Origin of the sequence: Rhizobium sp. F40D2 (assembly GCF_051810745.2) — a bacterium.
GTDB lineage: Bacteria > Pseudomonadota > Alphaproteobacteria > Rhizobiales > Rhizobiaceae > Rhizobium.
This window is the reverse complement of record NZ_CM131436.1, coordinates 1,583,588-1,608,894: the sequence shown is the minus strand read 5'-3', so window position 1 is coordinate 1,608,894 and position 25,307 is coordinate 1,583,588. Positions and strand designations below refer to the sequence as shown.

Below are 25,307 nucleotides of genomic sequence, written 5' to 3'. Positions count from 1 at the left end.
GTATTTCACTTTGTCTTGACCGCTGCAAGCGCCAAACCGAGCGCCTTTTCGCTCAGCGTATAGAGCGAGGCGTTCTCGGTGTAGACAAGCATGCACTCGATAGGCTTACCGGGATAGAGCGGTGCCAGGATCTCGCGATAGATCGCCAACTGCGCCCGGTGCGCGAAGGGGATAGCCGCCTCTGTCGCCGGCGGCACCCGATTGGTCTTGTAATCGAGGATGACGACGCGATCGGGAAGGACGGCAAGCCGGTCGATGCGGCCGGAGACGGCATAGCGCCTATCCTCAAGCGTCAATGTTCCCATGATCGAGACCTCGGGCTGGGCCTCGTCACCGAGGACGGTCTGCAGACCCTCTTCGTCCAATAGTTTCAGAACCGAATCGACCAGCTTGCGCCGTTCGGCTTCCGGCCAGAAACGCGCCGCCCGTTCGGCATAGCGGCCTGCGGCATCGACCCGTTCGGCAGGTGGAATTTCGGGAAGCGCCTGCAGCATGCGATGGATCAGACGGCCCTTCTCCAGCGACCGATCGCTGCGCTCCTTCTCTGCGAACAGCGGCGAAACGACGAGCAAACCGCCCTCGTCTTCATTGATGATCGTCCCGGCGCCGGATGGGCTGAGCGGCCGGGGCAGCTCGGCCTGCGGTGGTAATGGCCGCAACAGGCCGTCTGGCAGCCTCTCCTCGCTGTCGCGCTCCTGGCTGCGGTCGATGCGCTCGAAGCTTCGTTCCACTCGCGGCACACGCCACTTGATACCCGGCCATTCGCCATCGGGACTGGAGAATGTGGTCGCCTCCACATGCGGATGGTCGTCACGCAGTGCCGTCGAAATCATCATATGCCAGGTGTCGTTGTTCACACGCACGCCGCGATAGCCGCAGACCACCAGCCGGTCGGCGGCACGCGTCATGGCGACGTAGAGCAATCGGCGATATTCTTCCTCCGCCAGCATCTGGATGCGGACGGCGTCGTTCTGGGTCAGCGAATTGGCGAGATCGGAGACGGGAACCCAGACGGGCATCGGCGGTTCGTCGGCATCGGTCTCGATCAGGCGAAGCTTCGGCAGATGGGTATGGGTAAAAGCCTTCGAACCGCCGTCGACGAGAAAAACGATCGGTGCCTCGAGACCCTTGGAGGCATGCACCGTCATGATCCGCACTTCGTTGCGCCCCTTGTCCTGCTCGCGCTTGACCACCGGGGCTTCGAGCTCCAGCGTCGAGATGAAGGATTGCAGGCCGGGAAGGCCGGAGTTCTCGTGATCGAGGGTGAAGGTCAGGAATTCGTCGAGGATATCGCTGACCTCGGTGCCGAGCCTGGCAAGGAACTGCCGCCGCCCGCCATGGCTGCCCAGCACACGCGCATAGAAATCATGAACCGAAAGGCTTCTGGATTGGCGAAGGAACAGCTCCAGCCTTTCCACGGCCGCGCGGAAACGCTCGGCGCCGTCGGCGGCGAAGCGTTTGAGATGGTTCCAGACGCTCTCATTGTCGCCGCGTAGCGCGGCGATCGCAAAGATGTCGTCCTCGGAAAGATCGAAAAGCGGGCTCTTAAGCAGGGCGGCGAGCGAAAGATCGTCTTCCGGCAGCAGCAGGAAGCGGCCGAGCGCCAGCAGATCCTGCACGGCGATATGGCTGGTCAGCACCAGCCTGTCGGCGCCGGCGACCGGAATGTCGCCGCGGCGTTTCAAGGCGCGCGTCAAGGCATTGACGAAGGCGTCGCGCTTGCGCACCAGCACCAGGATGTCGCCGGCTTCGATCAGGCGCTCCCGGCCTTTGTCGACGATCGTCTCGCGGCCGACAAGCGCGCCGATCGAATGGGCGATCCGTCGGGCCAGGATTGCGGCCGGCGCACTTTCCGGCGTCGCGTCGAAGGGCGCCGTCCAGTCGTCTTCCTTGACCACCGCTTCCGGCGCGACCATCTCCCAGAGATCGACGGCGCCGGGATGTCCGATGCGGCTGGAGCGATGCACGACCGGTTCGCCGAGCGCGCTGAGGCCGCGCGAATTGTCGGGTTCCCTGAAAATATGGTCGACGGCCTCAAGCACATCGGCGGTCGAGCGGAAGGAGAGCGGCAGCCGCACAGAGGAAAAGCTCTGCCCGCTGTCGGAGACGCGCCGTCGCGTCCGATCGCTCTCCTCGGAAAAACGCTCGGGCCGCGCTCCTTGAAAGGAATAGATCGACTGTTTCTCGTCGCCGACGGCAAAGAGCGTGCGCACGACCGGCCGGGCGCTTTCGCCGGAGAAGAAATCCTCGGCGAGCGACTGGATGACGCTCCACTGGATCGGGCTGGTATCCTGCGCTTCGTCGACGAGGATATGATCGATGCCGCGATCGAGCTTGTAGTGGATCCAGGGGCCGACGCCGCTTTTCGTCAGCAGGTCGGCGGTGCGGGTGATCAGATCCTCGAAATCGAGTTGGCTGCGCTGCTTCTTCAGCTCCTCATAGTCGTGATTGAGCCGCTCTGCCAGCACCAGCGCGGCATAGGTCGCGCCATACATCCGCATCAGTTTCAGCCGGTCGCGGCTTGCGGCGACATGGGCGCGGGCAGCGGCAATGGCGCCCGCCAGCTGCGGCGCTTCGGTAAGCATCGCCTTGACGGTGAATTGCGAATCCGCCTTCGGCTCGCCCTTCACCGTCAGAAAGATTTTCTCGAGAAACTCGGCGCGTTTTGCTTCATCGCGTTCCCGCCCGGCAAGCCTGAGCCCATAGGCAACTTCCTGCGCCTTCGCGCCGCCCTTCTGATCGGCAAGCGACAGATAAAGCTCCAGCATACCGCTGGAAAGCTCCGGCAGCGGCCAATATTGGGCGGCGATCCGGCTCTCCGTGTCATCCGGGGCAAGGTCAAGTCTTTCGCGCAGAACCGCCTCGATGCCGCCCTGCCGTTCGGCCCTTGCCGTAAAACGACGGATGGCGTTGCGGTTGGCGACGATGTCGCCGAGTAGGTTTTCCAGGCCGGATTCGTCGCCGAGATCGAGCACATAGGCGAATGCCTCGGCAAGGGCGCTGTCTCCCTCCGGCGTGGTCGCCGTCAGCAGCGCCCGGCGCGCATCGGAAAGCAGTGCCTCCGCCGCGCGGTCGTCGAGAACCGAGAAATGCCCGGCCACATTGGCCTCCAGCGGGAACTGATGCAGCAGCGCCTCGCAAAAGGCATGGATCGTCTGGATCTTCAGTCCGCCCGGTGTCTCCAGCGCCTTCGCAAACAGCCGGCGGGCCTCCGCAAGCTTTATTCCGTCAGGCGCCGCGCCCTCGATCTGGGTGATCCGCCGGCTAAGGTCCTCATCGTCAAGCACCACCCAGTCCGCCAGCCGTTCGAAGACGCGGTTCGACATTTCGGAAGCGGCGGCCTTGGTATAGGTGAGGCATAAAATGGCGGAAGGCCGCGCCCCCGCAAGCAGTAGACGGATGACGCGCTGGGTCAGCACATGCGTCTTGCCGGAGCCGGCATTGGCCGAGACCCACGCGGAACGCTCGGGATCGGATGCGATCGCCTGCTGGATCGTCGTCCAGCCGATCCAGGCACCCGGATCATCGTCATTGGGAAGCGCGGTCACGTCACTCATCGCCGCCCCCTTCCTCGGTTTCTGCCGTCGACCATTCGGAGACGCGAGCAAGATGATCATAATCGCCGCCGAAATCGAATTGCTGCGCCGGGATCAGCCGCGAGGTGAAGCCTTTCTCGCCGGATTGCAGCAGGCTCACGAACTTGACCAGCTGATCAATCGATTCCTCGGCGAGATCCATTGCCGATTTCGCCTTGTCGCTGCGCGCCGAACTTTCGTTGTTGACGGTGTCGACTTGAAAACGGCGTCCCGGCCGCAGGCGCACATAGAGCAGATCCTGCGGCACGAGACTGCCGGCATCGCGGAAGGCACCGGCGCTCAGGGCTGCCGCTTCGAGCGCTAGCTGCGGATCGAGAAGCACGCGTGCCTGCGTCGGCGAGGGATTGTAGCCGGTCTTGTAGTCGATGATATCGGCGGCATGCGGTCCGGTGACGTCGATCCGGTCGGCAACGCCGTTGAGCCGGATATTGATCGCTTCCAGTTCGACGCCGCCCCGCACCTCCGTCAGCGTCTTGCGGATGCCGGGCCGCCGTCCGGCCTCCCAGTCGAGAAAGGCGCCGGCCACGGCGCGAAATCGCGGCCGCCACACCGCATCGATATGCGGCGGCAGCTGCTCCATGTCGAAGAGCTCGGAAAGAATGCGCTCCATCGCCGCTGCCGCATCCGGCGTGCCGGCGACATGGGCTTCGCGAATGAACCGGTCGATGATCGTGTGGTAGAGCGTGCCGCGCTCGGCCGCTCCCGGATCGCGGTTGAACGCATCGACCGGATCGAGCCGCAGAATGCGGCGGGCATAGATGGCGTAGGGTCCCGGCGCAGTCGTCCGACTTCGCTGAAAGAGTAGGATGTCGGCTGCAGCGTCAGCGGCGGTTTCGGCGACGGCCGCTGCGCCGGGGCCTGGGGCTCGCCCCGATCGATCAGGCTCGCCCATTGGAGGAAGCGGTTGCCGCGTCCCTTCAATTCTGCTTCGAAGGCCTCTCCGGCCAGCGCCAGCAGCCGCTGCAGCCAGCGCGAGGCGACCGTTGGCGTCGAGCCCTGGCGCAGCGCGCGTGAATAGATCAGATGGCGCGTGCCGTTCGCCATCTCGAAGTCATGCGCCAGCTGACCGATGCGCCGTTCCGGCGGCTCGAGGCCGATTTCCGTCTTCATCATGCGCGGAATGAAGGGATTGTTGGCGGTCTGCCCCGGCCAGGTGCCCTCGTTCAGGCCGCCGAGGATCATCGTATCGACGCTCTGCAGGCGGGCTTCCAGCGTGCCGAAGATGAAGAGGCGGGGATGGCTGAGCGCCCGCGGCTTCACCGCATGACCGGCGGCAAGGGCTGCCATGATGTCGATCCATTGCGGCCCGTCGGCCTCCATCTGGCCGTTCGTGTCGATCACTTCGCCGAGCAGGGCGGCAAGCGCATCGCCGGCTTCGCCCGACCAGAGATCGGCGAGATTGCCGTGCGGATCGGCCGCCACCGCTTCAAGCGAGCGGCCGGTGCGTTCAGCCCATTCGGACAAGGTAAAGCTTGCCGTCCTTCCGCGATCTTCCGGCCGGTGCCGCATCAGGGCCGAAGCCAGCGGCTCGGTTTTTTGTGTGACCCGGCGGGCAAGGTCGTAAGCGGCATCGGCGGCGTCAGGCGCAAGCGCCTTTCGCCATTGCGGCGCGTGCCTGTCCTGCGCCTGTTCGGCAAGCTGATGGGTGAGCAGTGGTTCGAGCCTGCTGATATCCACCTCCGCCACACCGCCGCGCAGCGCCAGCAGCTCGAGCGTCTCGGTGGCGGAAATCAATGCGGTACGTTCGAGGCCGAAGCGGGCCAGCGGATGTTTGAGCAGCGAGACGATCGCCACCGGATCGCCCGGGCGCAGCGCTGCCTCCAGCAGCAATTGCAGAAGCGTGCCCTGTGGTGTGGCCGCAAGCGGAGTACCCGCCGAATCGTCGGCGAGGATGCCGAAACGCGAAAGTTCGGCCATCACCCGGCGGGCGAGATTGCGGTCCGGCGTGATGAGCGCCGCCCGGCTTTCGCCGTCCTGCCCCTGTCTTTCCAGCGCCAGTCGGAGCGCAATGGCAATCGCCGTCGCTTCTTCGCGCTCGTTGGCGGCTTCGATCAGCGAAACATCGGCGAAAGCTGAAGAGAACGCGCCCTCGGGCAGCCCGCTCTTCCAGGCGCCCCAATCGCTGGTCGCCTCCGCCGGCACGAGGGCGCGGGACAGGATTTCGGTGCGCCGGTCAAGATCGGCTTCCGGCCTGTCGAGGAGGGTGACGTCGGCACGCGTGAGCTTCAGCCGCTTGAGCAGCGACGACAGGCCATATTGCGGGTGGCTTCGGCTTGCGGGATTGGCGTGTTGGCCGGGTGAAAGCTCCGGCGCCACCATCTGCCAGTGTCTTTCAGGCATGGCAAGATCGAGGCCCGGAAGCACGATCACGCCCTCGGGCAGATTGGCGACGGCGGCGATGAGATCGGCGGTGGCAGGAACGGAACCCGTTGAACCGGCGATGATGATCGGTCCGGTGGGCTTCGCCGCCGAAAGCCTGGATGCTTCAGACCGGAGAATGGCGTTTCGGTGCCGCGCCGGCGAGGATTTGCCGAGTTCGGAAAGCCGCGCCGGCCAGAAGGCGCTGGCGATCTGCAGGAATTCCGCCGTGAGCTGCCACCAGGCGGCGTAATCGCCGGTGTCGAGTTTCGACAGTTCCGACCAGTCGAGGTCTTCGGTTTCGATCGAATCGATCAGTTCCGCGAGGTTGCGGGCGAGCCAGATCGCATCTGCCGGGCTTGCCGGTGCGACGAGCGGTGAGTCCGAATGAATGTGGCGGACGATCTCGGGCAGTTTGTTTCGCCAGGCCAGAATGAGGCGCGCAAGCTCCAGCAGGCGAGCGGTATTCGACAGCGGCTGGGCAAGATCGATCGTTGCCGGTAGCGCCTCGTCGAAATAACCGCTGTCGTCGTCGGTTTCGCCGAGGGGACGAATAACAGGCAGGATCGCCGAGCGGCCACCGAGCAGATCGACGAATTCCGAGCGCAGCACACGCACGGCGCGCCGCGTCGGCAGGTAGATCGTCACCCTGGAAAGCGATAGCGGATCGTCGGCCTCATGCCGGAAGAGCGGCGTCAGGCGGCCGTCGCAAAGCGTCATCGCCAGCATTTTCAGGAAGGAGAGGCCCGCCGGGATTGTCAGAATGCGTGGCTGGTGCCGCTCCGCCATATCTCACGCAAACGTCCGCAGCCGTCGGATCGTTTCCTCTGCTTCGCCGATCGCCTCCGGCGTTCCCACCGTTAGCCAGTGGCCTTCGAGCACCATGCCGAAAAGCCGCCCGCGCGCGATCGCCTTGTCGAAATAAATATTGAGATTGAAGGCATCCTTTGGCGCGTCGTCGAGCAGCGACGGGTTCATGACGATCGCGCCGGCATAGACGACGGGATTGGACGGATCGTCGCGATACCGCGTCAGGCGGCCGTCGACCGCCATACCGAAATCATTTCGGCCGTTATGACCCGTCGTATCCTCGATCCTCACACAGAGCAACGCCATGTCCATGCGTTCGGCATCGAAGAATCCAGCTAAGCGTTGCAAGTTCGTCGGTCGTCCGAGCTGTTCGCCGATCCAGAAGAGATCGGCATTCATGACGAAAACGTTCTCGCGATCGAGCAGCGTCAAACCCTTCGCCAGCCCGCCGCCGGAATTCATCAGTGCTTCCCGCTCGTCGGAAATGATGATGTCGAGGCCGCGATAGGCCTCGAGATGGTCGAGCATCTGGCCGGCAAAGTGGTGAACATTGACGACAGCCCGTTCGACTCCGGCCGCAACCAGCGAATCCAGCGCATAGTCGATCATCGGCTTGCCGTCGATTTTCACCAGCGGCTTCGGGATCGTGTCGGTGATCGGGCGCATACGGGTTCCAAGGCCCGCAGCCAGTACCATGGCTTGTCTGATGGTCATGCTGATCCGGAACTTATGATTCGCTTTGGCCTATTCCAGCCCTTGCGCACCAATCGCGCAAGGGGGCAAGCGCTTCGTGCTCGAACGCGACCTGGAGATAGGCGAGCGTTCGCGGCATATGTTTGAGATAGCCGGGCTTACCGTCGCGCTGCAACAGCCGCACCCAGAGACCGGCCAGCTTGCAATTGCGCTGCGCCGACATGATCGCCCAGGCCTTCATGAATCCGGCCTCGTCAAAGCCGCCCTGGGCGCGGCGAAGGGCGAGATAATCATCCATCAGCTGCCGGAAGAGTTCCGGTTCGATCGTAACCCGCGCGTCCTGGACGATGGAAGCAAGGTCATAGGCGGTCGGGCCGATCATCGCATCCTGAAAGTCAATGATGCCGATTTTGCCAATACCGCTTTTCTCGTCGCGCCAGATGATGTTCGGCGAATGGAAGTCGCGCAGCAGCAGGTTCTTCTCGGCTGTCGCGAGCTCGTCGATAAGCGCGTCCCAGATCGCCAGATAGTCCGCTCGTTCGGTATCCGTCGCAGGTGTGCCGCGCTTCCAAGCAATGTGCCAATCGAGCACAAGCTGCACTTCCATCTTCATCGCGGTGCGGTCGAAGTCCGGAATGTGATGCGTATGCGTTGCAGAAACCAGGATATCCTGCGGGATCTGCATGGAATGAAGATGGGCAAGACAGGCGACACTCTGCCGGTAACGTTCGGCGATCGGCCTTCCGTGGTCATCGAGCACACCTTCGGTGCCGAGATCCTCGATCAGCAGGATGCCCTGCTCATAATCGACCTTATAAATCTCCGGCGTCGCAAAACCCCGCTCGCGCAAGGCATCGGCAATCGCAACGAAAGGATAGGCGTTTTGTGCCAGATGCGCGACCTTGGGATAGGGCTTGCCGTCATAGACCGGCGGTCCCTCGGGATGCGGGCGCCAATCCATCAGTATTTTTCGCGGGCTACTGTCCGGATAGATCGCTTCATAGGCCCGCAGCGAAGCGTCGCCGGTCAGGAAGCGGCGTTTGACATCGGGATAGCCGGCTTCATCGAGGAAGGCACGGATCGCCAGGACCCTGCGGATGCGTGAGGCCTGTGGGTCTGCGGCTTTGATCGTTGCCCGGCGGCCGCTGCCCTCATGGTCCAGCCTCAGCGTGATGCGATCGGCGGGTAGTTCGCCCTCAGCCATCTCAGGCCACTCAACGAGACAGATACCGTTTTCCAGGGCCTCGCCGAAGCCGAGTTCCGTCAGTTCGGCCGGATCGCCAAGCCGATAGAGATCGAAGTGCGAAACGGGCAAGCGCAGATCGTAGGATTGCACCAGCGTGAAGGTCGGGCTCGGGACCTCGAGCCCGTCATCGTCGGCCATGGCGCGCAGGATCGCGCGGGCGAGGGAGGATTTGCCCGCGCCCAGATCGCCGGAAAAGGCCAGGCAATCGCCGGCTTTCAGGGCGAGCGCCAGGTCTTCGCCGAAGCGGATAGTCGCGGCTTCGTCCTTCAGGAAAAGCGAGATCGTATCGCCGGTCGTCATTCGGCGGCAGCGGAATGCGGGATATCGACCGAGGGAATGCGGCAGACGACGGTCGTGCCCTTGCCCGGCTCGCTATCGATCGTCACGTCGCCATGATGCAGGCTGACGAAACTGTCGACGATCGACAGTCCGAGGCCGGCACCGCCGCGTCTGCCGCTTTTTGCTCCGGTCGCAAAACGGTCGAAGACGGTGGCGATCATATCAGGGGAGATGCCGGGGCCGCGATCGCTGACGGAGAAGACGAAATCCGTGCCTTCGCGATGGCACTCCAGCGAGATCGAGGTGCCCTCGGGCGAGAAATTCGCTGCGTTGGAAAGCAGCTTCAGCAGGATCTGCTTCAGCCGCTGCGGATCGGCGACGATCGAGCCGAGATAGGCCGGCGCGGTGATTTCGAGCGCGACGCCGCTTTCGTGCAGCCGATCGGCGATCTGCATCGAGACGTCTTCGAGCAGGTCGTTGAGATCGATATCCGCATAGTTCAGCCGCATGATGCCGGCATCAACGGTCGCAAGGTCGAGAATGTCATTGACGAGAGTCAGCAGGACTGACGACGAGGTCGATATATGGTCGATATATTCGGCCTGCCGTTCGTTCAGCGGCCCGACGCCCTGGGTGCGCAGGAGATCGGTGAAGCCGATGATATTCGTCAGCGGCGAGCGCAGTTCGTAGGAGACGTGCTGAACGAAGTCGTTCTTCAGTTCGTCGGCCTTGCGCAGCGCTTCGTTCTTCTCGGTCAGCGCCCGCTCGGCCCGCACGCTGTCCGTCATGTTGACGAAGGTCAGCATGGTTTGCGCATTCGGCAGCGGGATGACGGCGTAATCAAGCACGAGGCCGGAGAAGAGTTCCAGCGTTCCCTGGCCCGAGCGGCGTTCGTCGTCGAAGCTGGTGATCAGTTCCGCGAACGCCTTCCAGCCGTCCGGCCGGTCGTAGGAGGGCGCGCAAGCCTCGCCGAGAGCGCGGATATGGGTGCCGGGCTTTGCTTCGGTTTCGGTGATTCCCCAGAGCGCGCGGAAGGCCGGGTTCGACAGACGGATGCGTCCATCCGGGCCGAACACCGCCACACCTTCGGAAAGATGGTCGATCGTTTCGCCCTGCACCTTGACCAGCGTGTTGTAGCGCGTTTCGAGATCGACCTGCTCGGTCAGGTTTTCGAATACCCAGGTGGCGCCGCCCTGCGGATGGGCGGTCGCAAAAACGCGCAATGTCTGCCCGTTCGGCAGGTGCCAGAGATCGGATTGCGTGTCGAGCGCGCGATAAACGGAAAGGGCCGCTTCCTTCCAGCTCTTCCAGTTGAGCTGATCCGGCAGCTTCTTGGCTGCCCGCAGCCGCTCGAGCAGCTCACTATTGTCCGGTCGGCCTTCGAGAAAGGCGATATCCAGCTCCCAGAGTGCGACGAAGGCCTGGTTGTAGAATTGCAGCCGGCGGTCGCCGTCGAAGATCGCAACGGGCGTGGCGAGATGGTCGAGCGTTTCGGCATGGCTCTTCAGCGTCCGTTCCAGCTCGGCGCGCACCGCCTCAATGTCGGACACATCGATTGCGATGCCGGCCGAGCCGCCGGGAAGCCTGACGTCGACGACGTCGAAGAAGGTGCGGTTGCCGTGCACGACCGTCGAGATCGTATCGTGGAAGGGCGATTCCGGCGTCGTCGTCGCGCGAATGCGTTCGCGCGCCACCGTCGTCAGCATCTCGCGGCCTTCATTGATCGCCTGCTGCGGCGAGCGCGCTTCGACGGCCTCTCCATAAGCCTGGTTGACCCAGGTGAGGCGACCGGCCGGATCGCGCTGCCAGGCCGGCATGTCGATCGCGTCAAGCATGGTCTGGAAGGCCGAGATCGAGGTCATCAGCCGGTCGCGCTCGATCCTGAGCTCCGCAAGCTCGGCGCGCAGATTGTTGAGTGCCACGAAACGGACGAAGGCGCGGCCGCCGGAAACCCGGCCCTGCGCCTCGAGGATTTCATCGCGGATGGTTTCGACCACCATGTCGAAGCTCTGTGCTCCGTCGCGCAGCCGGTCGATGGCCTTTTCCAGATCGGCGGCGGAGCGTGATTTCAGCCAGAGGCCGAAGGCCAGGAATTCGCCGTCCTGCGGCGCGCCGGTCTCGGGCGGAAGCTGGCCGAGCAGTTCGGGACGCGCATTGCCGTCCCAGATGACGATGCGCCGGTTCTTGTCGGCGATCAGCGCCTGGTATTGCGAAATGCGCTGTTGGGCATCGGAAAGCGCCGAGCGGATTTCCCGGCTCTCGCTTTCCAGATTGCCGCGCTGGCGCACCAGCCACAATGTCGAAAGCAGTGCTGCGGATATGACGCCGATGACGACGGAAACGCCGACGACCTGCGAAGATGTAAAGAGGTGAGCCGAGGCCACCGCCTGCTGCTCCGTCTGTGCCAGAACCGGCCGCGCAAGCGCGGCAAGCGCCGTGCCGGCCGCGCAGGCTTTCAGGAAGCGCGACAATGATCCATGCGCTTGCTTTGCCTCCTCGTGTGCCGTTGCAGATTGATGTTTTCGACGTGCCATCAGCGGGCGGCGACCGGCGCGAGCGCCATCATCCGCCTGACCGGGCAGGCTGTGTTTCAGTTCCGACATCCGCGGTATGTCTCCGTCCTTCAATGTGCCGCATTACGACAAGACATCCCATTTCCGGAGCGGCCGGACAGGGTCCGGCGCCACGAATCAAGTCTTAAAACAATACTTCGGAAGGGAATCGGCGGGAAGGGAGCGCCCAAAAAATAAGCCGCGGCATTTGTCAATGCCGCGGCTTCTACATCTTGTGGATATTAACGATCAGATCAATATCTGTAGTGGTCGGACTTGAACGGGCCCTTCGGCGAGACGCCGATATAGGCAGCCTGCTCTTCGGAAAGCTCCGTCAGCTTCACGCCGAGCTTGTCGAGATGCAGGCGTGCGACCTTTTCATCGAGATGCTTCGGCAGGATATAGACCTGGTTCGAATATTGATCGGGCTTGGTGAAGAGCTCGATCTGCGCCAGCGTCTGGTTGGTGAAGGAGGCCGACATCACGAAGGACGGATGGCCGGTGGCGTTGCCGAGGTTGAGCAGGCGGCCTTCGGAAAGAAGGATGATGCGGTTGCCCTTGGGGAATTCGATCAGGTCGACCTGCGGCTTGACGTTGGTCCACTTGAGATTGCGAAGTGCTGCAACTTCGATTTCGTTGTCGAAATGGCCGATATTGCCGACGATCGCCATATCCTTCATCTGACGCATATGGTCGATGCGGATGACGTCCTTGTTGCCGGTGGTGGTGATGAAGATATCGGCGGAGGAAACGACGTCCTCGAGCAACACGACTTCATAGCCGTCCATGGCGGCCTGCAGGGCGCAGATCGGATCGGCCTCGGTCACCTTGACGCGGGCGCCGGCGCCGGAGAGCGAAGCGGCAGAACCCTTGCCGACGTCGCCGTAGCCGCAGACGACGGCAACCTTGCCGGCCATCATCACATCGGTGCCGCGGCGGATGCCGTCGACCAGCGATTCCTTGCAGCCGTACTTGTTGTCGAACTTCGACTTGGTGACGGAATCGTTGACGTTGATCGCCGGGAAGGGCAGCAGGCCCTTCTGGCTGAGCTGGTAGAGGCGGTTGACGCCGGTCGTCGTTTCCTCGGTGACGCCCTTGATCGCGTCGCGCTGCTTGGTGAACCAGCCAGGCGAAGCGGCGAGGCGCTTCTTGATCTGCGCGAAGAGGATTTCCTCTTCCTCGGAATGCGGATGCGACAGCACGTCTTCGCCGGCTTCGGCGCGGGCGCCGAGCAGGATGTACATGGTGGCGTCGCCGCCGTCATCGAGGATCATGTTGGAAAGGCCGCCATCGGCCCACTGGAAGATCTTGTCGGTGTAGACCCAGTAATCTTCGAGCGACTCGCCCTTGATGGCGAAAACAGGAACGCCGGCGGCGGCGATGGCGGCAGCGGCGTGATCCTGCGTCGAGAAGATGTTGCACGAGGCCCAGCGAACTTCGGCGCCGAGGGCCACCAGCGTTTCGATGAGCACGGCCGTCTGGATGGTCATATGCAGCGAGCCGGTGATGCGCGCGCCCTTCAGCGGCTTGGTCTGGCCGAATTCGGTGCGGCAGGACATCAGCCCCGGCATTTCGGTCTCGGCGATCGTAATTTCCTTGCGGCCGAAATCCGCAAGCCCGATATCGGCGACGACATAATCTTTTTCAGTGCTCATAGAGGTCTCCAGGCTGAAAAACGTCTCAAAATTGGCGCAGGCGCGAAGATGACCGCGCGATGGATGGGCCGCGTCCTGATGCAGGTCACCCGGACGTCTGCAGCGGTTCCGGGATGACGACATGCACGAAAAAGAGAGCTGAAGCGTGTCGCATGAAGCAAGTTCGATGCAACATGCTTTAGCGCACGGCATATCCGCCGTTTAGCAGGCTTCGGATGGGAAGGCAATAAGGATATAAAGAAGTCTTTATATGTTTATATGAGCTCAGAGAGCTCACATCTCTTCGCCGAACCGGTTCTGGATCAGCTGGTCCAGGGCCTCAAGCGCTTCCGCGGCCTGGCTGCCGCTTGCCGAGACGACGACGCTCGATCCGGGGCTTGCCGCCAGCATCATCAAGCCCATGATGGAGGTGCCGCCGACCGTCATCCCGTCCTTGGAAACGGTGATGGCGGCATCGAAGGTCTCGACCATCTGCACGAATTTGGCGGAGGCGCGTGCGTGAAGGCCGCGCTTGTTGATGATGAGGAGTTCCCGGGAGAGCGATGTCATGAAGGGCCGTTATTTTCCGCTGAGCACGCGGCTCGCGACATTGATATATTTCCGCCCGGCTTCGGAAGCCTCCACCAGCGCCTTCTCCATATTGTTCTCGCCACGCACGCCGGCGAGCTTGATCAGCATCGGCAGGTTGACGCCGGCAATGACTTCGGTATGGCCGCTGCTCATGACTGAAATGGCGAGGTTGGACGGCGTTCCGCCGAACATGTCGGTCAGAATGACGACGCCATGGCCGTCATCGGCACCGGATACAGCTTCCAGAATGTCCTGCCGTCTTTGATCCATGTCGTCTTCGGGGCCAATACAGACCGTCTCGATGAATTTCTGAGGACCGACGACGTGCTCGACAGCATGACGAAACTCTTCAGCCAGCTTGCCATGAGTGACAAGCACAAGTCCGATCATGATATTACTGCTCCCATATACGCGAACGGTGGCCCCAATATCGCAATGCAGCAATTACGTCCACCGGTGGGGGCACATCTTGGCCATGAAAAGCCGAAGTGCAAGATAAAAATGCGACTATATAAGGCAGATTGATCAATCCGGAAGGCTTGAATGTCCGATATCGGGCGCTTTCGCCATCAGCATTGCAAGCGGTGAAGGGACGCCTGTGAGCAGCCGCAACGCGGGAAGCGAAAGACCAGGCGCGAGGCTGACGATTTCACCCTCCGGCGGCACGCGGTTTTCACCGGACGCACTGCCCGGAAGCACGGCATAATGCATCGCCGCCTGGGGCACATGCTCCTGTCGGACGATGCCGGTGCCGCGAAGTTCGATCAGCCCGGCGATCGACGGCGGGCATGTGGCCACCACGGTGCCGGTCTCTTCGGAGAGAAGAACCTGGTCGTCGGCGACCAGTGCCGTAAACAGCCCGAGCCGGCGCGCCTCGGTCATGCAGGTGAAGGCGAGCATCGATTTTCCCCAGCCGGAGGGACCGCTGAACAGGAGCCCCGTCTTGCCGACGACGATCGCCGTGGCGTGGATGTTCAAAGCCTCGTTCATGCGGCTGGATCGAGGGGCAGGGCGAGGATAAAGCGCGCGCCGTGCACCTCGCCGCTTTCGGCATCGGTAATGTTCTCCGCTCTCAGCGAGCCGCCGTGCGCCTCGGCGATCTGGCGGCTGATCGACAGGCCGAGCCCCGAATTCTGGCCGAAGCCTTCCGATTCCGGCCGGTCCGTATAGAAGCGTTCGAAGATGCGGTCGATATTTTCAGCCTGGATGCCGGGGCCATTGTCTTCGATCGTGGTAACGCAGCGTGACCGTGTTCGCACCAGCCGCACGGTAATCTTGCCACCCTTCTCCGGTACGAAGGAGCGGGCGTTCTCGATCAGGTTGGCGATGATCTGGCCGATGCGCAGGTCGTGGCCGGTAACAACGAAGCGGGTCTTGACGTTCGGCTTGCGGTCGATCGCATATTCGATCTCCACTTGCTTCTTGGTGCTCCTGACCTGGCGCGAAACCTCGATGAGGTCGCGCAACAGCACCTCCATGTCGACGGAACCGGCATCGACACGAGCAAGCTCGGCATCGAGGCGCGAGGCGTCGGAGATATCGCTGATGAGCCGGTCGAGGCGGCGGACATCGTGCTGGATGACGTCCATCAGCCGCTTCTTGGAATCATCGGATCGGGCAAGCGGCAGCGTTTCGACGGCGCTGCGCAGCGAGGTCAGCGGATTCTTGAGTTCGTGGCTGACATCGGCGGCGAAACTCTCGATCGCATCGATGCGGTCGTAGAGCGCCGTCGTCATTTCGCGCAATGCAATGGAAAGATTGCCGATTTCATCCTGGCGGGCGGAGAAGTCAGGAATCTGCTCACGTGTCTTGGCCCCGCGGCGCACCCGGATGGCGGCGGCTGAAAGACGGCGCAGCGGATTGGCGATCGTCGACGAGAGCACCAGCGAAAGCAGTACGTTGACGAGCGTCGCGACGCCGAAGACGCGCATGATCGCAAGCCGCTCGGCATGCACGATATTGTCGATGTCGCCTGCCTGCGTCGACAGTAGCAGCACGCCGAGCACGGCGCGGAAACGCTGGATCGGTACGGCGACCGAAACGATGAGCTCGCCTTTTTCGGTCGTGCGCACGACGGCGCCGCGCACGCCGGTGAGCGCGTTCATCACCTCAGGATAGATCGAGCCGTCGCCGCCCGGCGCTTCCTTGTAGAGCGGCAGGTTGCCGGGCTGCAGCGCCTTGTTGAACAAGGTGGCAAACCATTCGCTCCAGGTCTGCTTCTCTTCCTCGACCGGCGGCAGGTCGAAGCGCAGCACCTGGCCGCGCGAATAAAGATGACGAGAATCCAGCAGGAGATTGGCATCGGCATCGAAGATGCGGGCGCGCGTGCGCGTCGGGGAGATCAGCCGGCGCAGCACCGGCGCGACCTTCTCGGGATCGATCGGGAATTCGAGGTCTTCGTCGTTCGGTACCGGGGTGATGCTTTGGCCGGCCTGCAGCTCGAGCAGCTTCTGCGGATCGATGGTGATCGAGTTGGTATCGACCGATGCGGAAGCCGAAATGGCGCCGGCGATGATCTCGCCTTGCGTCAAAAGGCTCTCGGCGCGGGCGTCGATCAGTCCCTCGCGAAACTGGTTGAGGTAGAGGATACCGCCGACGAGCACCAGCAGTGCGACGAGATTGAAGAAGACGATGCGCCGCGTCAGGCTCGAAAACACGGCATTGCCGAAGATGCGGCGGATCAGCGTGAAGGGATGCGACCAACGGCGGCCTCGGACGCGACGGGTGCTCACGCCCTCCGCATCGTCGAGATCCCTTTCCTGCACCAACTGTGCCAACGACTGGCCCTTTCGAAGGGCGGGGCCGGATAAACCGGCCCGCAGCCCTCAACAATGTCTCGCGCTGCGCCGTTTGGGCTCAGGCTGCTTCGCGGAAGCGGTATCCCACTCCGTAGAGTGTTTCAATCATATCAAAGTCGGTGTCGACCATCTTGAATTTCTTGCGCAGCCGCTTGATGTGGCTGTCGATGGTCCTGTCGTCGACATAGACTTGTTCGTCATAGGCTGCGTCCATCAGCGCGTCGCGGCTTTTGACGACGCCGGGGCGCTGCGCCAGCGAATGCAGAATCAGGAATTCGGTGACCGTCAGCGTCACGGGCTCACCCTTCCAGGTACAGGTATGGCGTTCCTGATCCATGACCAGCTGCCCGCGCTCCAGCGAGCGGGCCTGCTGCACGGCACCGTTCTTCGGTGCGCCGACGGGGCTGGCGCCGGCGGCTGCGGCTTCACGGCTCGAGGCGCGGCGCAGCACGGCGCGGACACGCTCGACCAGCAGGCGCTGCGAAAAAGGCTTGGTGATGAAATCGTCGGCGCCCATCTTCAGGCCGAACAGCTCATCGATCTCCTCATCCTTGGAGGTGAGGAAGATGACGGGAATATCCGACTTCTGCCGCAGGCGGCGCAGCAATTCCATGCCGTCCATGCGCGGCATCTTGATGTCGAAGATCGCCAGCTGCGGCGGGCGCGCCAGCAGGCCGTCGAGGGCCGAAGCACCGTCCGTATAGGTCTCGACCTTATATCCTTCGGCCTCCAGTGCGATCGACACCGAGGTGAGGATGTTGCGGTCGTCATCAACGAGCGCGATTGTCGGCATGGTGTTCGTCTCCGTCATCAGTGCGCAATCTCCCGGATTTGCTTTCCCCAGGCGGTCTCAGTGACCGGATGCGCTTATGGAGGATAAAGGTGGAACAAATTGTGGCAAAGATAAAGGGAAAGATTGTCGTGGAATTCGAAGGCAATCCTGAGTGGTGCGGTAAAATGTTTCAACGCGCCCATCTAAAACGATTTAAAATTATGGCGTGAAATTTAAATCGATTAAATAATTGATATTACTATATTTTTTCAAGTTTTGTCTCTTGTGTTTTAAAATTTCTACCCGTATTTTCGCGATTAGTTTTAACGGCAACGAGCCTGAGCGAAGGGAACTAGCCATGGAAATGTTCGGAGTTCATAACCCGGCAACAGAGCTGGCAACGGTTGGATTGGGCGGCGCAGCCAGCGTTCGCTACAACTTTTCCGCCGCCGCGCTTTATGAAGAATCGATCCGCCGGGGCGAAGCCGAACTGACTGCTCAGGGTGCATTGCGGGCTATCACCGGCCAGCACACCGGCCGTTCGCCGCGTGACAAGTTCGTCGTTCGCGACAGCAATACCGATGGCGAAATCTGGTGGGACAACAACAAGCCGCTCTCGCCGGAACATTTCGCGCTGTTGCGCGCGGATATGCTGGCGCATGCTGCGGGGAAAGACCTGTTCGTTCAGGATCTCGTCGGCGGTGCCGAGGAAGGCCATGCTCTGCCGACCCGCGTCGTCACCGAATTTGCCTGGCATTCGCTGTTCATCCGCAATCTGCTGATTCGCCCCGACGCCGCAGCGCTGCCGAGCTTTGCGCCGAAGCTGACGATCATCGATCTGCCGAGCTTCAAGGCCGATCCGGCCCGCCACGGCTGCCGTTCGGAAACCGTGATCGCCTGCGACCTGACCAACGGTCTCGTCCTCATCGGCGGCACCTCCTATGCCGGTGAAATGAAAAAGTCGGTCTTTACCGTTCTCAACTACCTGCTGCCCGCCAAGGGCGTGATGCCGATGCACTGCTCGGCCAATGTCGGCCCGAATGGTGATGCGGCGGTGTTCTTCGGCCTGTCCGGCACCGGCAAGACGACGCTGTCGGCCGATCCGGCCCGCACGCTGATCGGCGATGACGAACATGGCTGGAGCGAAAACGGCATCTTCAACTTCGAAGGCGGCTGCTACGCCAAGACCATCCGTCTATCGGCCGAAGCCGAGCCGGAAATCTATGCGACGACCCAGCGCTTCGGCACCGTGCTCGAAAACGTCGTGCTGAACGAGCGCCGCGAGCCGAATTTCGATGACGGCTCGCTGACCGAGAACACCCGCTGCGCCTATCCGATGGATTTCATTCCGAACGCTTCGGAAACAGGCCGGGCCGGACATCCGAAGACGATCATCATGCTGACCGCCGATGCCTTCGGCGTCATGCCGCCGATCGCCCGTTTGACGCCCGATCAGGCGATGTATCACTTCCTCTCCGGCTACACCGCCAAGGTGGCCGGCACCGAAAAGGGCGTCGTCGAACCGGAAGCAACCTTCTCCACCTGCTTCGGCGCGCCGTTCATGCCGCGGCATCCGGCTGAATACGGCAATCTGCTCAAGGAGCTGATCAGCCGCCACGGCGTCGAATGTTGGCTTGTCAACACCGGCTGGACTGGCGGCGCCTACGGCGCCGGCAAGCGCATGCCGATCAAGGCGACTCGCGCGCTTCTCGCCGCCGCCCTGACCGGCGAACTCGGTCAGGTCGAATTCCGTGCGGATACCAATTTCGGCTTCGCCGTGCCGGTCTCCGTCAACGACGTCGACAGCAGCATTCTCGACCCGCGCTCGACCTGGGCCGACAAGGCAGCCTATGACGCACAGGCCGAAAAGCTGGTCTCGATGTTCATCGCCAACTTCGCCAAATTCGAAGGTCACGTCGATGGCGGCGTCCGCGACGCGGCCCCGGGCGTGAAGGTTGCGGCCGAATAAAACGAATAATCGTTGACTCACGTGAAACCCGGCATCGTAGGATTGCCGGGTTTTTCGGTTGACGGCCGATATTTTCAACGGGCTGCCGATGTGAGATAGAACGGCGCATGGCCAGCGACGCACTCTATATCGACGACAGGATCACCATCGCCGGATGGGAGCTGACGGAACAGTTCGTTCTGGCGGGCGGCCCCGGCGGGCAGAATGTCAACAAGGTCTCGACCGCGGTCCAGCTGTTTTTCAACATTCCGAATTCGCCGTCGCTGAATGATCGTGTCAAAACCAACGCGGTCAAGCTCGCCGGCCGGCGCCTGTCGAAGGACGGCGTGCTGATGATCGAGGCAAGCCGGTTTCGCAGCCAGGACCGCAACCGCGAGGATGCACGCGAGCGGCTGAAGGAATTGATATTGGAGGCCGCCAAGCCACCACCGCCGCCGCGCAAGAAGACCAAGCCGACCAAGGGTTCGGTCGAGCGCCGCCTGAAGGAAAAATCCGGCCGCTCGGAAGTCAAGAAAATGCGCGGCCGCCCTGGCGGCGGCAGTGAATGACATGCCGGAGCTCTTGAACGGTATTCGCCATCTTCCCGGCTATCTCGACCGGGCGCGTCAGGAGGCCTTGGTCGAGGTGATCCGCACGATTGTCGCCGAGGCGCCGCTTTATGTGCCCGTCATGCCCGGGACCGGCAAGCCGATGTCGGTGCGGATGACCAATTGCGGGCCGCTCGGCTGGGTGACCGACAAGGAGCGCGGCTATCGCTACCAGCCGACGCATCCGGCAACCGGCAGGCGTTGGCCCGATATGCCGCAGGAATTGCTCGATATCTGGAATCACGTTGCCGGCTACGACAAGCCGCCGGAAGCTTGTCTGGTGAATTTTTATTCCGACGAAGCGCGCATGGGCCTGCATCAGGACAAGGACGAGAGGGATTTGCAGGCGCCGGTCGTCTCGATCTCGCTTGGCAATAGCTGCCTCTTCCGCGTCGGCGGCCTCAGCCGCAATGATCGTACCCTATCCTTCAAGCTTTCGAGCGGGGATCTGGTCGTGCTGGGCGGCGAGGGGAGACTGTGTTTCCACGGCGTCGACCGCATTCATCCGGCGACGTCGACGCTGTTGAAGAATGGCGGCCGCATCAATCTGACGCTGCGCCGCGTCAATCCACCAAGCTGATGGTCAGCCAGGATCGCCTGCTATAGTTTCCGCAGCGCGACCTGCTCGATCAGATGGTCCTTGCCCTTTTTCAGGATGAGATCGGCACGCGGGCGCGTCGGCAAGATGTTCTGCCGCAGGTTTTTCAGGTTGATGTTCGCCCAGAGATCCCCGGCGATTTCGAGCGCTTCCGCGTCGCTGATCGAAGCGTAGCGATGGAAATAGGAATTCGGATCGCGGAAGGCAGTTTCGCGCAGCCGCATGAAACGTGCGACGTACCAGTTGTGAATCTGGTCTTCTGCGGCATCGATGTAGATCGAGAAGTCGAAGAAATCGGAAACCATCGGCACGATCTTGCCGCCGGCCGGCAGGTCGCGTGATTGCAGTACGTTGATCCCCTCGAAGATCAGGATGTCGGGCCGGTCGACGATCTTGTATTCGTCGGGCAGCACGTCATAGACGAGGTGCGAATAGCTCGGCGCCTTGACATCCGGCTGCCCGGCCTTGATCGCCGAGAGAAAGCGCAGGATCGCGGCGGTGTCGTAACTCTCCGGAAAACCCTTGCGCTGCATCAGCTTTTCCCGCTGCAGCACGGCGTTCGGATGAAGGAAGCCGTCGGTGGTGACGAGATCGACCTTCGGGCTCGAAGGCCAGCGTCCCAGAAGTTCCTTGAGAATGCGGGCCGTGGTCGATTTTCCCACGGCGACCGAGCCGGCGATGCCAATGACGAAGGGCGTCTTCGTCACATCGGCGAGGCTGAGGAAGCGGTTGCGCTGTTCGAACAGCATCTGCGAGGATTCGACATGCGCCGACAGCAGCCGCGACAGCGACAGATAGATCCGCCTGACCTCGTCGAGATCGATCGGGTCGCCCATGGAACGCAGCCGTTTGACCTCGTCGCTGGTCAGCGTCAGCGGCGTATCGGCGCGGAACTGCGCCCATTGTTCGGAAGAAAAGAAGTGGTAGGGCGAATAGGAGTCCGACTGGAAGTGATCCAACGTTTCCGGCACCCCGATAATCTCAGTCGCGATACTCATGAACTCTGCCGGTCGGCCTTTTCCTTGAGGCCGGACTGCGCGGTTCTGCGCTCGAGTTCGGCCATGACATTTTCTAACGGTATTTCAGCAATCTTCAATACGACCAATAGGTGATAGAGCACATCAGCGGCCTCATAAGTCAGATTGTCGCGGTCGCCGGTCACCGCTGCCATCACCGCTTCGATCGCCTCTTCGCCGAGCTTCTTTGCCGCTTTCGGCTGGCCGGCGGCGACCAGCTTCGCTGTCCAGGATTGCTCCGGCGAGGCTGTCGAGCGCTCTGCGACGATGCTTTCGAGATCGGAAAGAGAAAATCCGTTCATATGTCCGCTTCCAAGGTTCAGTCGAGACGCATGTCGATGCCGCACTTCGACATATAGTGCTTCGCTTCTGCCACGGAATAGGCGCCGAAGTGGAAGATCGATGCGGCGAGAACGGCATTGGCATGACCCTCCTTCACCCCGGCGACGAGATCGTCGAGGTCGCCGACGCCGCCCGATGCGATGACGGGCACACGCACCGAATCGGCAATCGCCCGGGTCAGTTCCAGATCGTAGCCGACCTTGGTGCCGTCGCGGTCCATCGAGGTGACCAGCAATTCGCCGGCGCCGCGTTCAACCATCTTCTGGGCGAATTCGACGGCGTCGATGCCGGTCGCATTGCGGCCGCCATGCGTATAGATTTCCCAGGCGCTGAGATTGTCGCCGCCGACCGCCTGCGTGCGCCTGCGCTTGGCGTCGATCGAGACGACGATGCACTGATCGCCGAACTTGTCGGCCGCCTCAGCGACGAAGTCGGGATTGCTAACCGCCGCCGAATTGATCGAGACCTTGTCGGCGCCGCACAGCAGGAGCTTGCGGATATCGGCGATGGTGCGCACCCCGCCGCCGACTGTCAGCGGCATGAAGCATTGGTCGGCCGTGCGCGACACGACATCGAAGATCGTCTCGCGATTGTCCGAGGAAGCGGTGATGTCGAGGAAGCAGAGTTCGTCGGCGCCGGCCGCATCATAGGCCTTCGCCGCCTCGACGGGATCGCCGGCATCGACGAGGTTGAGAAAGTTGACGCCCTTGACGACGCGGCCGTCCTTGACGTCGAGGCAGGGGATGACACGGGCCTTGAGGGTCACTTATGCAGTCTCCTTTGCCCTGCCGGCCTTGATCAGCGCCAGCGCTTCCGCAGGGGCGATGCGGCCGTCGTAAAGCGCCCGGCCTGAAATTGCCCCTTCGAGCTTCTGCGCATCCGGCTCCAGCATGCGCCTGACGTCATCGAGCGAGGCAAGGCCGCCGGAGGCGATGACCGGAATGGAAACGGCCTCGGCAAGTTCCAGCGTCGAGGTCCAGTTGATGCCGGCAAGGATGCCGTCACGGTCGATATCAGTGTAGATGATCGCGGCGACGCCGGCGCCCTCGAATTTCCGGGCGAGCTCGATGACACCCAGTTCGGAAGCTTCAGCCCAGCCCTCGACGGCCACCTTGCCGCCCTTGGCATCGATACCGACGGCGACGTGACCAGGAAACTTCCGGCAGGCCTCGATGACCAGATCAGGATTTCTGACCGCGACGGTGCCGAGTATGACACGTCGCAGCCCGCGCGACAGCCAGGCCTCGATATGATCGAGGGTGCGGATGCCGCCACCGAGCTGCACCGGATTTTTCGTTGCCTTGAGGATCGCTTCGACGGCATCGCCATTGGCCGAATGTCCCGCGAAGGCGCCGTCAAGATCGACCGCATGCAGCCATTCGAAACCCTGGTCTTCGAAGGATTTCGCCTGGGCTGCCGGATCGGTGTTGTAGACCGTGGCCTGCTGCATGTCGCCGAGTTTCAGGCGGACGCATTGGCCGCCCTTCAGATCGATCGCGGGAAAAAGGATCATGTCGTCTTACGTCCGTAGAGTGGTCGGTACCATCAGCGCATTCCACGCATCTACGATATCCGAGTGAAAAAAGACAGCGGCAATGGTGGCCGCGCCGAAAAGCAGAAGAAGGAGCAGGGTGACGGTGAAGCCGGCCCGAACCTGACGCCAGAAGCCGAGACGCCGCTTCACCGATGTCTCGATGTCGCGCACCTCTCGCAGCGCCTGGCTGTTGACGGCGGCGAGCCGGATTTCCGGCTCCATCGCCTCCACATAGGTTTCGGCATAACTCGAAAGGATCTGCGAGGCGCGGTCGCGCAGCGTATTGCGCAGGTCGGTGGAGAGGTAGTTGCTGGCGACCGCGGCAAGCTCGGCCTCGTTGGGAGAACGGCCGGCGTTGCGCTTGCGATAGCTGAGGACGAAATCGCGCTTCTGCCGTTCGTAAAGGGCATAGGCAAGCAGGCCGATCAGATCGTCCTCGCCTTCGATATAAAATTCCAGCACGGCCTCAGCGATATCGTCGGCGTTGATGCCGTTGGCGCGCAGCTGCGAATTCTCGTTGCCGGCAAGGAATTCATGGATCATTGGTCCAGCCTTTCTTTCAACGCCTTGGCTGCATTGGAAAGCGCTCTTTTGTGAATGGTCTCATCGACACGGCGGATGATCGTCCCGTCGGGAAGCCGGATATCCGAGAAGGGCGGCAGGCCTTCTCTGGACGGTCTCAGCATATAGAACACCTTGCCTGATTTCCGCGAAGCCGGCATCGAGCGCACTCCTGTTCCGCCGTTTCCATAAAGGGGAAATAAGGCGGCGGTATTACGGGTTCCAGCGCAGGAAATTGGCGATCAGCGCCAGGCCGAGCTTCTGGCTCTTTTCCGGGTGAAACTGGGCGCCGACCATGTTATCGCGCCCGACGAAAGCCGTCATCGCACCGCCATAATCGACGGTCGCAATGACATCGTCGGCGTTCTCGGCGGCAAGATGGTAGGAATGCACGAAATAGGCATGCAGCCCCTCGGACCCCGTCGGAATGCCGTCGAAGAGCGGATGTTCGCGCTTCAGGTCGAGCGTGTTCCAGCCGATCTGCGGAATCTTCAGCGCGGGATCACCGGGCGTCATCTCGACGACGTCGCCGGGAATCCAGTTAAAACCCTGCGTCACGGTCTTCTCGAGGCCGCGCGAGGACATCAGCTGCATGCCGACGCAGATTCCGAGGAACGGCCGCGCCTTCTTCTCGACAGCTTCGATCAGCACCTCGGCCATATCGGGCACGGCATCGAGACCGCGCCGGCAATCGGCATAGGCGCCGACGCCGGGAAGCACGATACGATCGGCGGCGGCCACATTTTCGGCCTTGTCGGTGAGATCGATATGCGCATCGATGCCCGCTTCACGGGCGGCCCGTTCGAAAGCCTTGGTCGCCGAGCGCAGATTGCCGGAACCATAATCGATAATCGCGACGCGCATCGTCAGCGTCCTCCATCAAAACCAAAGAGGCCAAGCGAGGTCGCCTGGCCAGGCGGATTGTTCGGACGGGTCTTGTTCTCCCAGTCCGGTGGGGTGTCCTTGTTGCTGTCGGCAACGGCCGCCTTGTCCGAGAAATAGACGTCCTCGGCAATGGCGATCGTATCGGCTGCAACGAGCCCATCTTCGGTCCAGCCCTTGGCGGCGAGGTTGCGGATGCGGAAATTCTGGCCCTCGAGGCCGACCAGCACATTCACGCCCAGCATGAGGGCTGCTCCCGTCAGCCCGAGACCCGGCTTGTCCATCAGCGCACCGCCGATTGCCTGCAGAAGGAAGGCCGCGGCCGCATGTAGCCACAGCCGGTATGCGAGCAGCCAAACCCACGGAAACAGAAAGGCGAGCAGCGTGAAGCCATCACGGATGGTCCGAGTCTCTTCGACCGTGGCGCTCGTGCCGCCGGGCGGCGTCAGGAAAATATAGCTGGATGTCATTGTCGCCGCTCCCTTGAGG

The 25,307-nt window shown here is 62.2% G+C and carries 21 protein-coding genes and 1 pseudogene; 3 read left to right on the top strand and 19 right to left on the bottom strand.

What is annotated here, in order from left to right:
* Positions 1-5: 5 nt before the first annotated feature.
* The 11 genes and pseudogenes from addA to ACS4RS_RS07730 form a co-directional block, all read right to left on the bottom strand.
* Positions 6-3,557 carry a double-strand break repair helicase AddA gene (gene addA / locus ACS4RS_RS07780; RefSeq protein WP_439011437.1) on the bottom strand — a complete coding sequence of 1,184 codons (3,552 nt, stop codon included), beginning with the start codon at positions 3,555-3,557 and terminating at the stop codon, positions 6-8.
* Positions 3,550-6,743 (bottom strand): annotated as a pseudogene (gene addB, locus ACS4RS_RS07775) (double-strand break repair protein AddB). Before addB ends, addA begins: the two are co-directional and overlap by 8 nt.
* A 3-nt stretch (positions 6,744-6,746) precedes the next feature.
* On the bottom strand, positions 6,747-7,478 hold the full coding sequence (locus tag ACS4RS_RS07770; protein ID WP_439011439.1) for a sugar phosphate nucleotidyltransferase: 732 nt from the start codon (positions 7,476-7,478) through the stop codon (positions 6,747-6,749).
* Positions 7,479-7,491: 13 nt separating this feature from the next.
* Positions 7,492-9,003, bottom strand: coding sequence for a tRNA (adenosine(37)-N6)-threonylcarbamoyltransferase complex ATPase subunit type 1 TsaE (gene tsaE, locus ACS4RS_RS07765; protein ID WP_439011440.1), 1,512 nt, complete (start codon positions 9,001-9,003; stop codon positions 7,492-7,494).
* Entirely contained in the window at positions 9,000-11,585 is a 2,586-nt protein-coding gene (locus tag ACS4RS_RS07760; RefSeq protein ID WP_439011441.1) for an ATP-binding protein, read from the bottom strand. Before ACS4RS_RS07760 ends, tsaE begins: the two co-directional genes overlap by 4 nt.
* 203 nt (positions 11,586-11,788) lie before the next feature.
* Complete coding sequence (ahcY, locus tag ACS4RS_RS07755; protein WP_439011442.1) at positions 11,789-13,189, bottom strand: adenosylhomocysteinase; 1,401 nt, start codon at positions 13,187-13,189, stop codon at positions 11,789-11,791.
* 273 nt (positions 13,190-13,462) lie between these two features.
* A complete protein-coding gene (locus tag ACS4RS_RS07750) occupies positions 13,463-13,738 on the bottom strand; it encodes an HPr family phosphocarrier protein (protein WP_012559412.1) in 276 nt (91 codons plus the stop codon).
* A gap of 9 nt (positions 13,739-13,747) precedes the next feature.
* The gene (locus tag ACS4RS_RS07745) at positions 13,748-14,149 is read right to left on the bottom strand and encodes a PTS sugar transporter subunit IIA (RefSeq protein ID WP_003544139.1); all 402 of its coding nucleotides are present in this window, start codon (positions 14,147-14,149) and stop codon (positions 13,748-13,750) included.
* 135 nt (positions 14,150-14,284) lie between these two features.
* The gene (locus ACS4RS_RS07740) at positions 14,285-14,749 is read right to left on the bottom strand and encodes an HPr kinase/phosphorylase (RefSeq protein ID WP_439011443.1); all 465 of its coding nucleotides are present in this window, start codon (positions 14,747-14,749) and stop codon (positions 14,285-14,287) included.
* A complete protein-coding gene (locus tag ACS4RS_RS07735; RefSeq protein ID WP_439011444.1) occupies positions 14,746-16,536 on the bottom strand; it encodes a stimulus-sensing domain-containing protein in 1,791 nt (596 codons plus the stop codon). The genes ACS4RS_RS07740 and ACS4RS_RS07735 overlap by 4 nt, the downstream gene beginning before the upstream one ends.
* Before the next feature lie 79 nt (positions 16,537-16,615).
* Positions 16,616-17,350, bottom strand: coding sequence for a response regulator (locus ACS4RS_RS07730; protein ID WP_439011872.1), 735 nt, complete (start codon positions 17,348-17,350; stop codon positions 16,616-16,618).
* Positions 17,351-17,687: 337 nt separating this feature from the next.
* Here ACS4RS_RS07730 and ACS4RS_RS07725 point away from each other — a divergent pair, with 337 nt between their 5' ends.
* The 3 genes from ACS4RS_RS07725 (at position 17,688) to ACS4RS_RS07715 (ending at position 20,465) form a co-directional block, all read left to right on the top strand.
* Positions 17,688-19,298: a phosphoenolpyruvate carboxykinase gene (locus tag ACS4RS_RS07725; RefSeq protein WP_439011445.1), complete on the top strand. Its 1,611-nt coding sequence runs from the start codon at positions 17,688-17,690 to the stop codon at positions 19,296-19,298.
* 107 nt (positions 19,299-19,405) lie between these two features.
* On the top strand, positions 19,406-19,846 hold the full coding sequence (arfB, locus tag ACS4RS_RS07720) for an alternative ribosome rescue aminoacyl-tRNA hydrolase ArfB (RefSeq protein ID WP_439011446.1): 441 nt from the start codon (positions 19,406-19,408) through the stop codon (positions 19,844-19,846).
* Between the two features lies 1 nt (position 19,847).
* Positions 19,848-20,465 (top strand): alpha-ketoglutarate-dependent dioxygenase AlkB, encoded by a 618-nt coding sequence (locus tag ACS4RS_RS07715; protein WP_439011447.1) that lies wholly within the window; start codon positions 19,848-19,850, stop codon positions 20,463-20,465.
* Positions 20,466-20,485: 20 nt separating this feature from the next.
* Here ACS4RS_RS07715 and coaA read toward each other — a convergent pair whose 3' ends face one another.
* The 8 genes from coaA to ACS4RS_RS07675 are packed head-to-tail and all read right to left on the bottom strand — an operon-like array spanning position 20,486 to position 25,288.
* Positions 20,486-21,481 (bottom strand): type I pantothenate kinase, encoded by a 996-nt coding sequence (coaA, locus tag ACS4RS_RS07710; RefSeq protein WP_439011448.1) that lies wholly within the window; start codon positions 21,479-21,481, stop codon positions 20,486-20,488.
* A complete protein-coding gene (locus ACS4RS_RS07705; protein ID WP_439011449.1) occupies positions 21,478-21,801 on the bottom strand; it encodes a phosphoribosyl-ATP diphosphatase in 324 nt (107 codons plus the stop codon). The genes coaA and ACS4RS_RS07705 overlap by 4 nt, the downstream gene beginning before the upstream one ends.
* A 17-nt stretch (positions 21,802-21,818) precedes the next feature.
* Positions 21,819-22,607: an imidazole glycerol phosphate synthase subunit HisF gene (gene hisF, locus ACS4RS_RS07700; protein ID WP_439011450.1), complete on the bottom strand. Its 789-nt coding sequence runs from the start codon at positions 22,605-22,607 to the stop codon at positions 21,819-21,821.
* Positions 22,608-23,354, bottom strand: a complete 747-nt coding sequence (gene hisA, locus ACS4RS_RS07695) for a 1-(5-phosphoribosyl)-5-[(5-phosphoribosylamino)methylideneamino]imidazole-4-carboxamide isomerase (RefSeq protein ID WP_439011451.1) — start codon at positions 23,352-23,354, stop codon at positions 22,608-22,610. It lies immediately after the preceding gene.
* Between the two features lie 6 nt (positions 23,355-23,360).
* A complete protein-coding gene (locus ACS4RS_RS07690; protein WP_439011452.1) occupies positions 23,361-23,918 on the bottom strand; it encodes a hypothetical protein in 558 nt (185 codons plus the stop codon).
* Positions 23,915-24,097, bottom strand: coding sequence for a hypothetical protein (locus ACS4RS_RS07685; protein WP_439011453.1), 183 nt, complete (start codon positions 24,095-24,097; stop codon positions 23,915-23,917). The genes ACS4RS_RS07690 and ACS4RS_RS07685 overlap by 4 nt, the downstream gene beginning before the upstream one ends.
* Positions 24,098-24,149: 52 nt before the next feature.
* Complete coding sequence (gene hisH, locus ACS4RS_RS07680; protein WP_439011454.1) at positions 24,150-24,800, bottom strand: imidazole glycerol phosphate synthase subunit HisH; 651 nt, start codon at positions 24,798-24,800, stop codon at positions 24,150-24,152.
* Between the two features lie 2 nt (positions 24,801-24,802).
* Complete coding sequence (locus ACS4RS_RS07675) at positions 24,803-25,288, bottom strand: DUF2628 domain-containing protein (protein ID WP_439011455.1); 486 nt, start codon at positions 25,286-25,288, stop codon at positions 24,803-24,805.
* Positions 25,289-25,307 lie beyond the last annotated feature (19 nt).

Coding starts and splice junctions, on each gene's coding strand:
- addA (WP_439011437.1), bottom strand. CDS start 3,557: ATGAGTGACGTGACCGCGCTTCCCAATGACGATGATCCGGGTGCCTGG.
- ACS4RS_RS07770 (WP_439011439.1), bottom strand. CDS start 7,478: ATGACCATCAGACAAGCCATGGTACTGGCTGCGGGCCTTGGAACCCGT.
- tsaE (WP_439011440.1), bottom strand. CDS start 9,003: ATGACGACCGGCGATACGATCTCGCTTTTCCTGAAGGACGAAGCCGCG.
- ACS4RS_RS07760 (WP_439011441.1), bottom strand. CDS start 11,585: ATGTCGGAACTGAAACACAGCCTGCCCGGTCAGGCGGATGATGGCGCT.
- ahcY (WP_439011442.1), bottom strand. CDS start 13,189: ATGAGCACTGAAAAAGATTATGTCGTCGCCGATATCGGGCTTGCGGAT.
- ACS4RS_RS07750 (WP_012559412.1), bottom strand. CDS start 13,738: ATGACATCGCTCTCCCGGGAACTCCTCATCATCAACAAGCGCGGCCTT.
- ACS4RS_RS07745 (WP_003544139.1), bottom strand. CDS start 14,149: ATGATCGGACTTGTGCTTGTCACTCATGGCAAGCTGGCTGAAGAGTTT.
- ACS4RS_RS07740 (WP_439011443.1), bottom strand. CDS start 14,749: ATGAACGAGGCTTTGAACATCCACGCCACGGCGATCGTCGTCGGCAAG.
- ACS4RS_RS07730 (WP_439011872.1), bottom strand. CDS start 17,350: ATGCCGACAATCGCGCTCGTTGATGACGACCGCAACATCCTCACCTCG.
- ACS4RS_RS07725 (WP_439011445.1), top strand. CDS start 17,688: ATGGAAATGTTCGGAGTTCATAACCCGGCAACAGAGCTGGCAACGGTT.
- arfB (WP_439011446.1), top strand. CDS start 19,406: ATGGCCAGCGACGCACTCTATATCGACGACAGGATCACCATCGCCGGA.
- ACS4RS_RS07715 (WP_439011447.1), top strand. CDS start 19,848: ATGCCGGAGCTCTTGAACGGTATTCGCCATCTTCCCGGCTATCTCGAC.
- coaA (WP_439011448.1), bottom strand. CDS start 21,481: ATGAGTATCGCGACTGAGATTATCGGGGTGCCGGAAACGTTGGATCAC.
- ACS4RS_RS07705 (WP_439011449.1), bottom strand. CDS start 21,801: ATGAACGGATTTTCTCTTTCCGATCTCGAAAGCATCGTCGCAGAGCGC.
- hisA (WP_439011451.1), bottom strand. CDS start 23,354: ATGATCCTTTTTCCCGCGATCGATCTGAAGGGCGGCCAATGCGTCCGC.
- ACS4RS_RS07690 (WP_439011452.1), bottom strand. CDS start 23,918: ATGATCCATGAATTCCTTGCCGGCAACGAGAATTCGCAGCTGCGCGCC.
- ACS4RS_RS07685 (WP_439011453.1), bottom strand. CDS start 24,097: ATGCCGGCTTCGCGGAAATCAGGCAAGGTGTTCTATATGCTGAGACCG.
- hisH (WP_439011454.1), bottom strand. CDS start 24,800: ATGCGCGTCGCGATTATCGATTATGGTTCCGGCAATCTGCGCTCGGCG.
- ACS4RS_RS07675 (WP_439011455.1), bottom strand. CDS start 25,288: ATGACATCCAGCTATATTTTCCTGACGCCGCCCGGCGGCACGAGCGCC.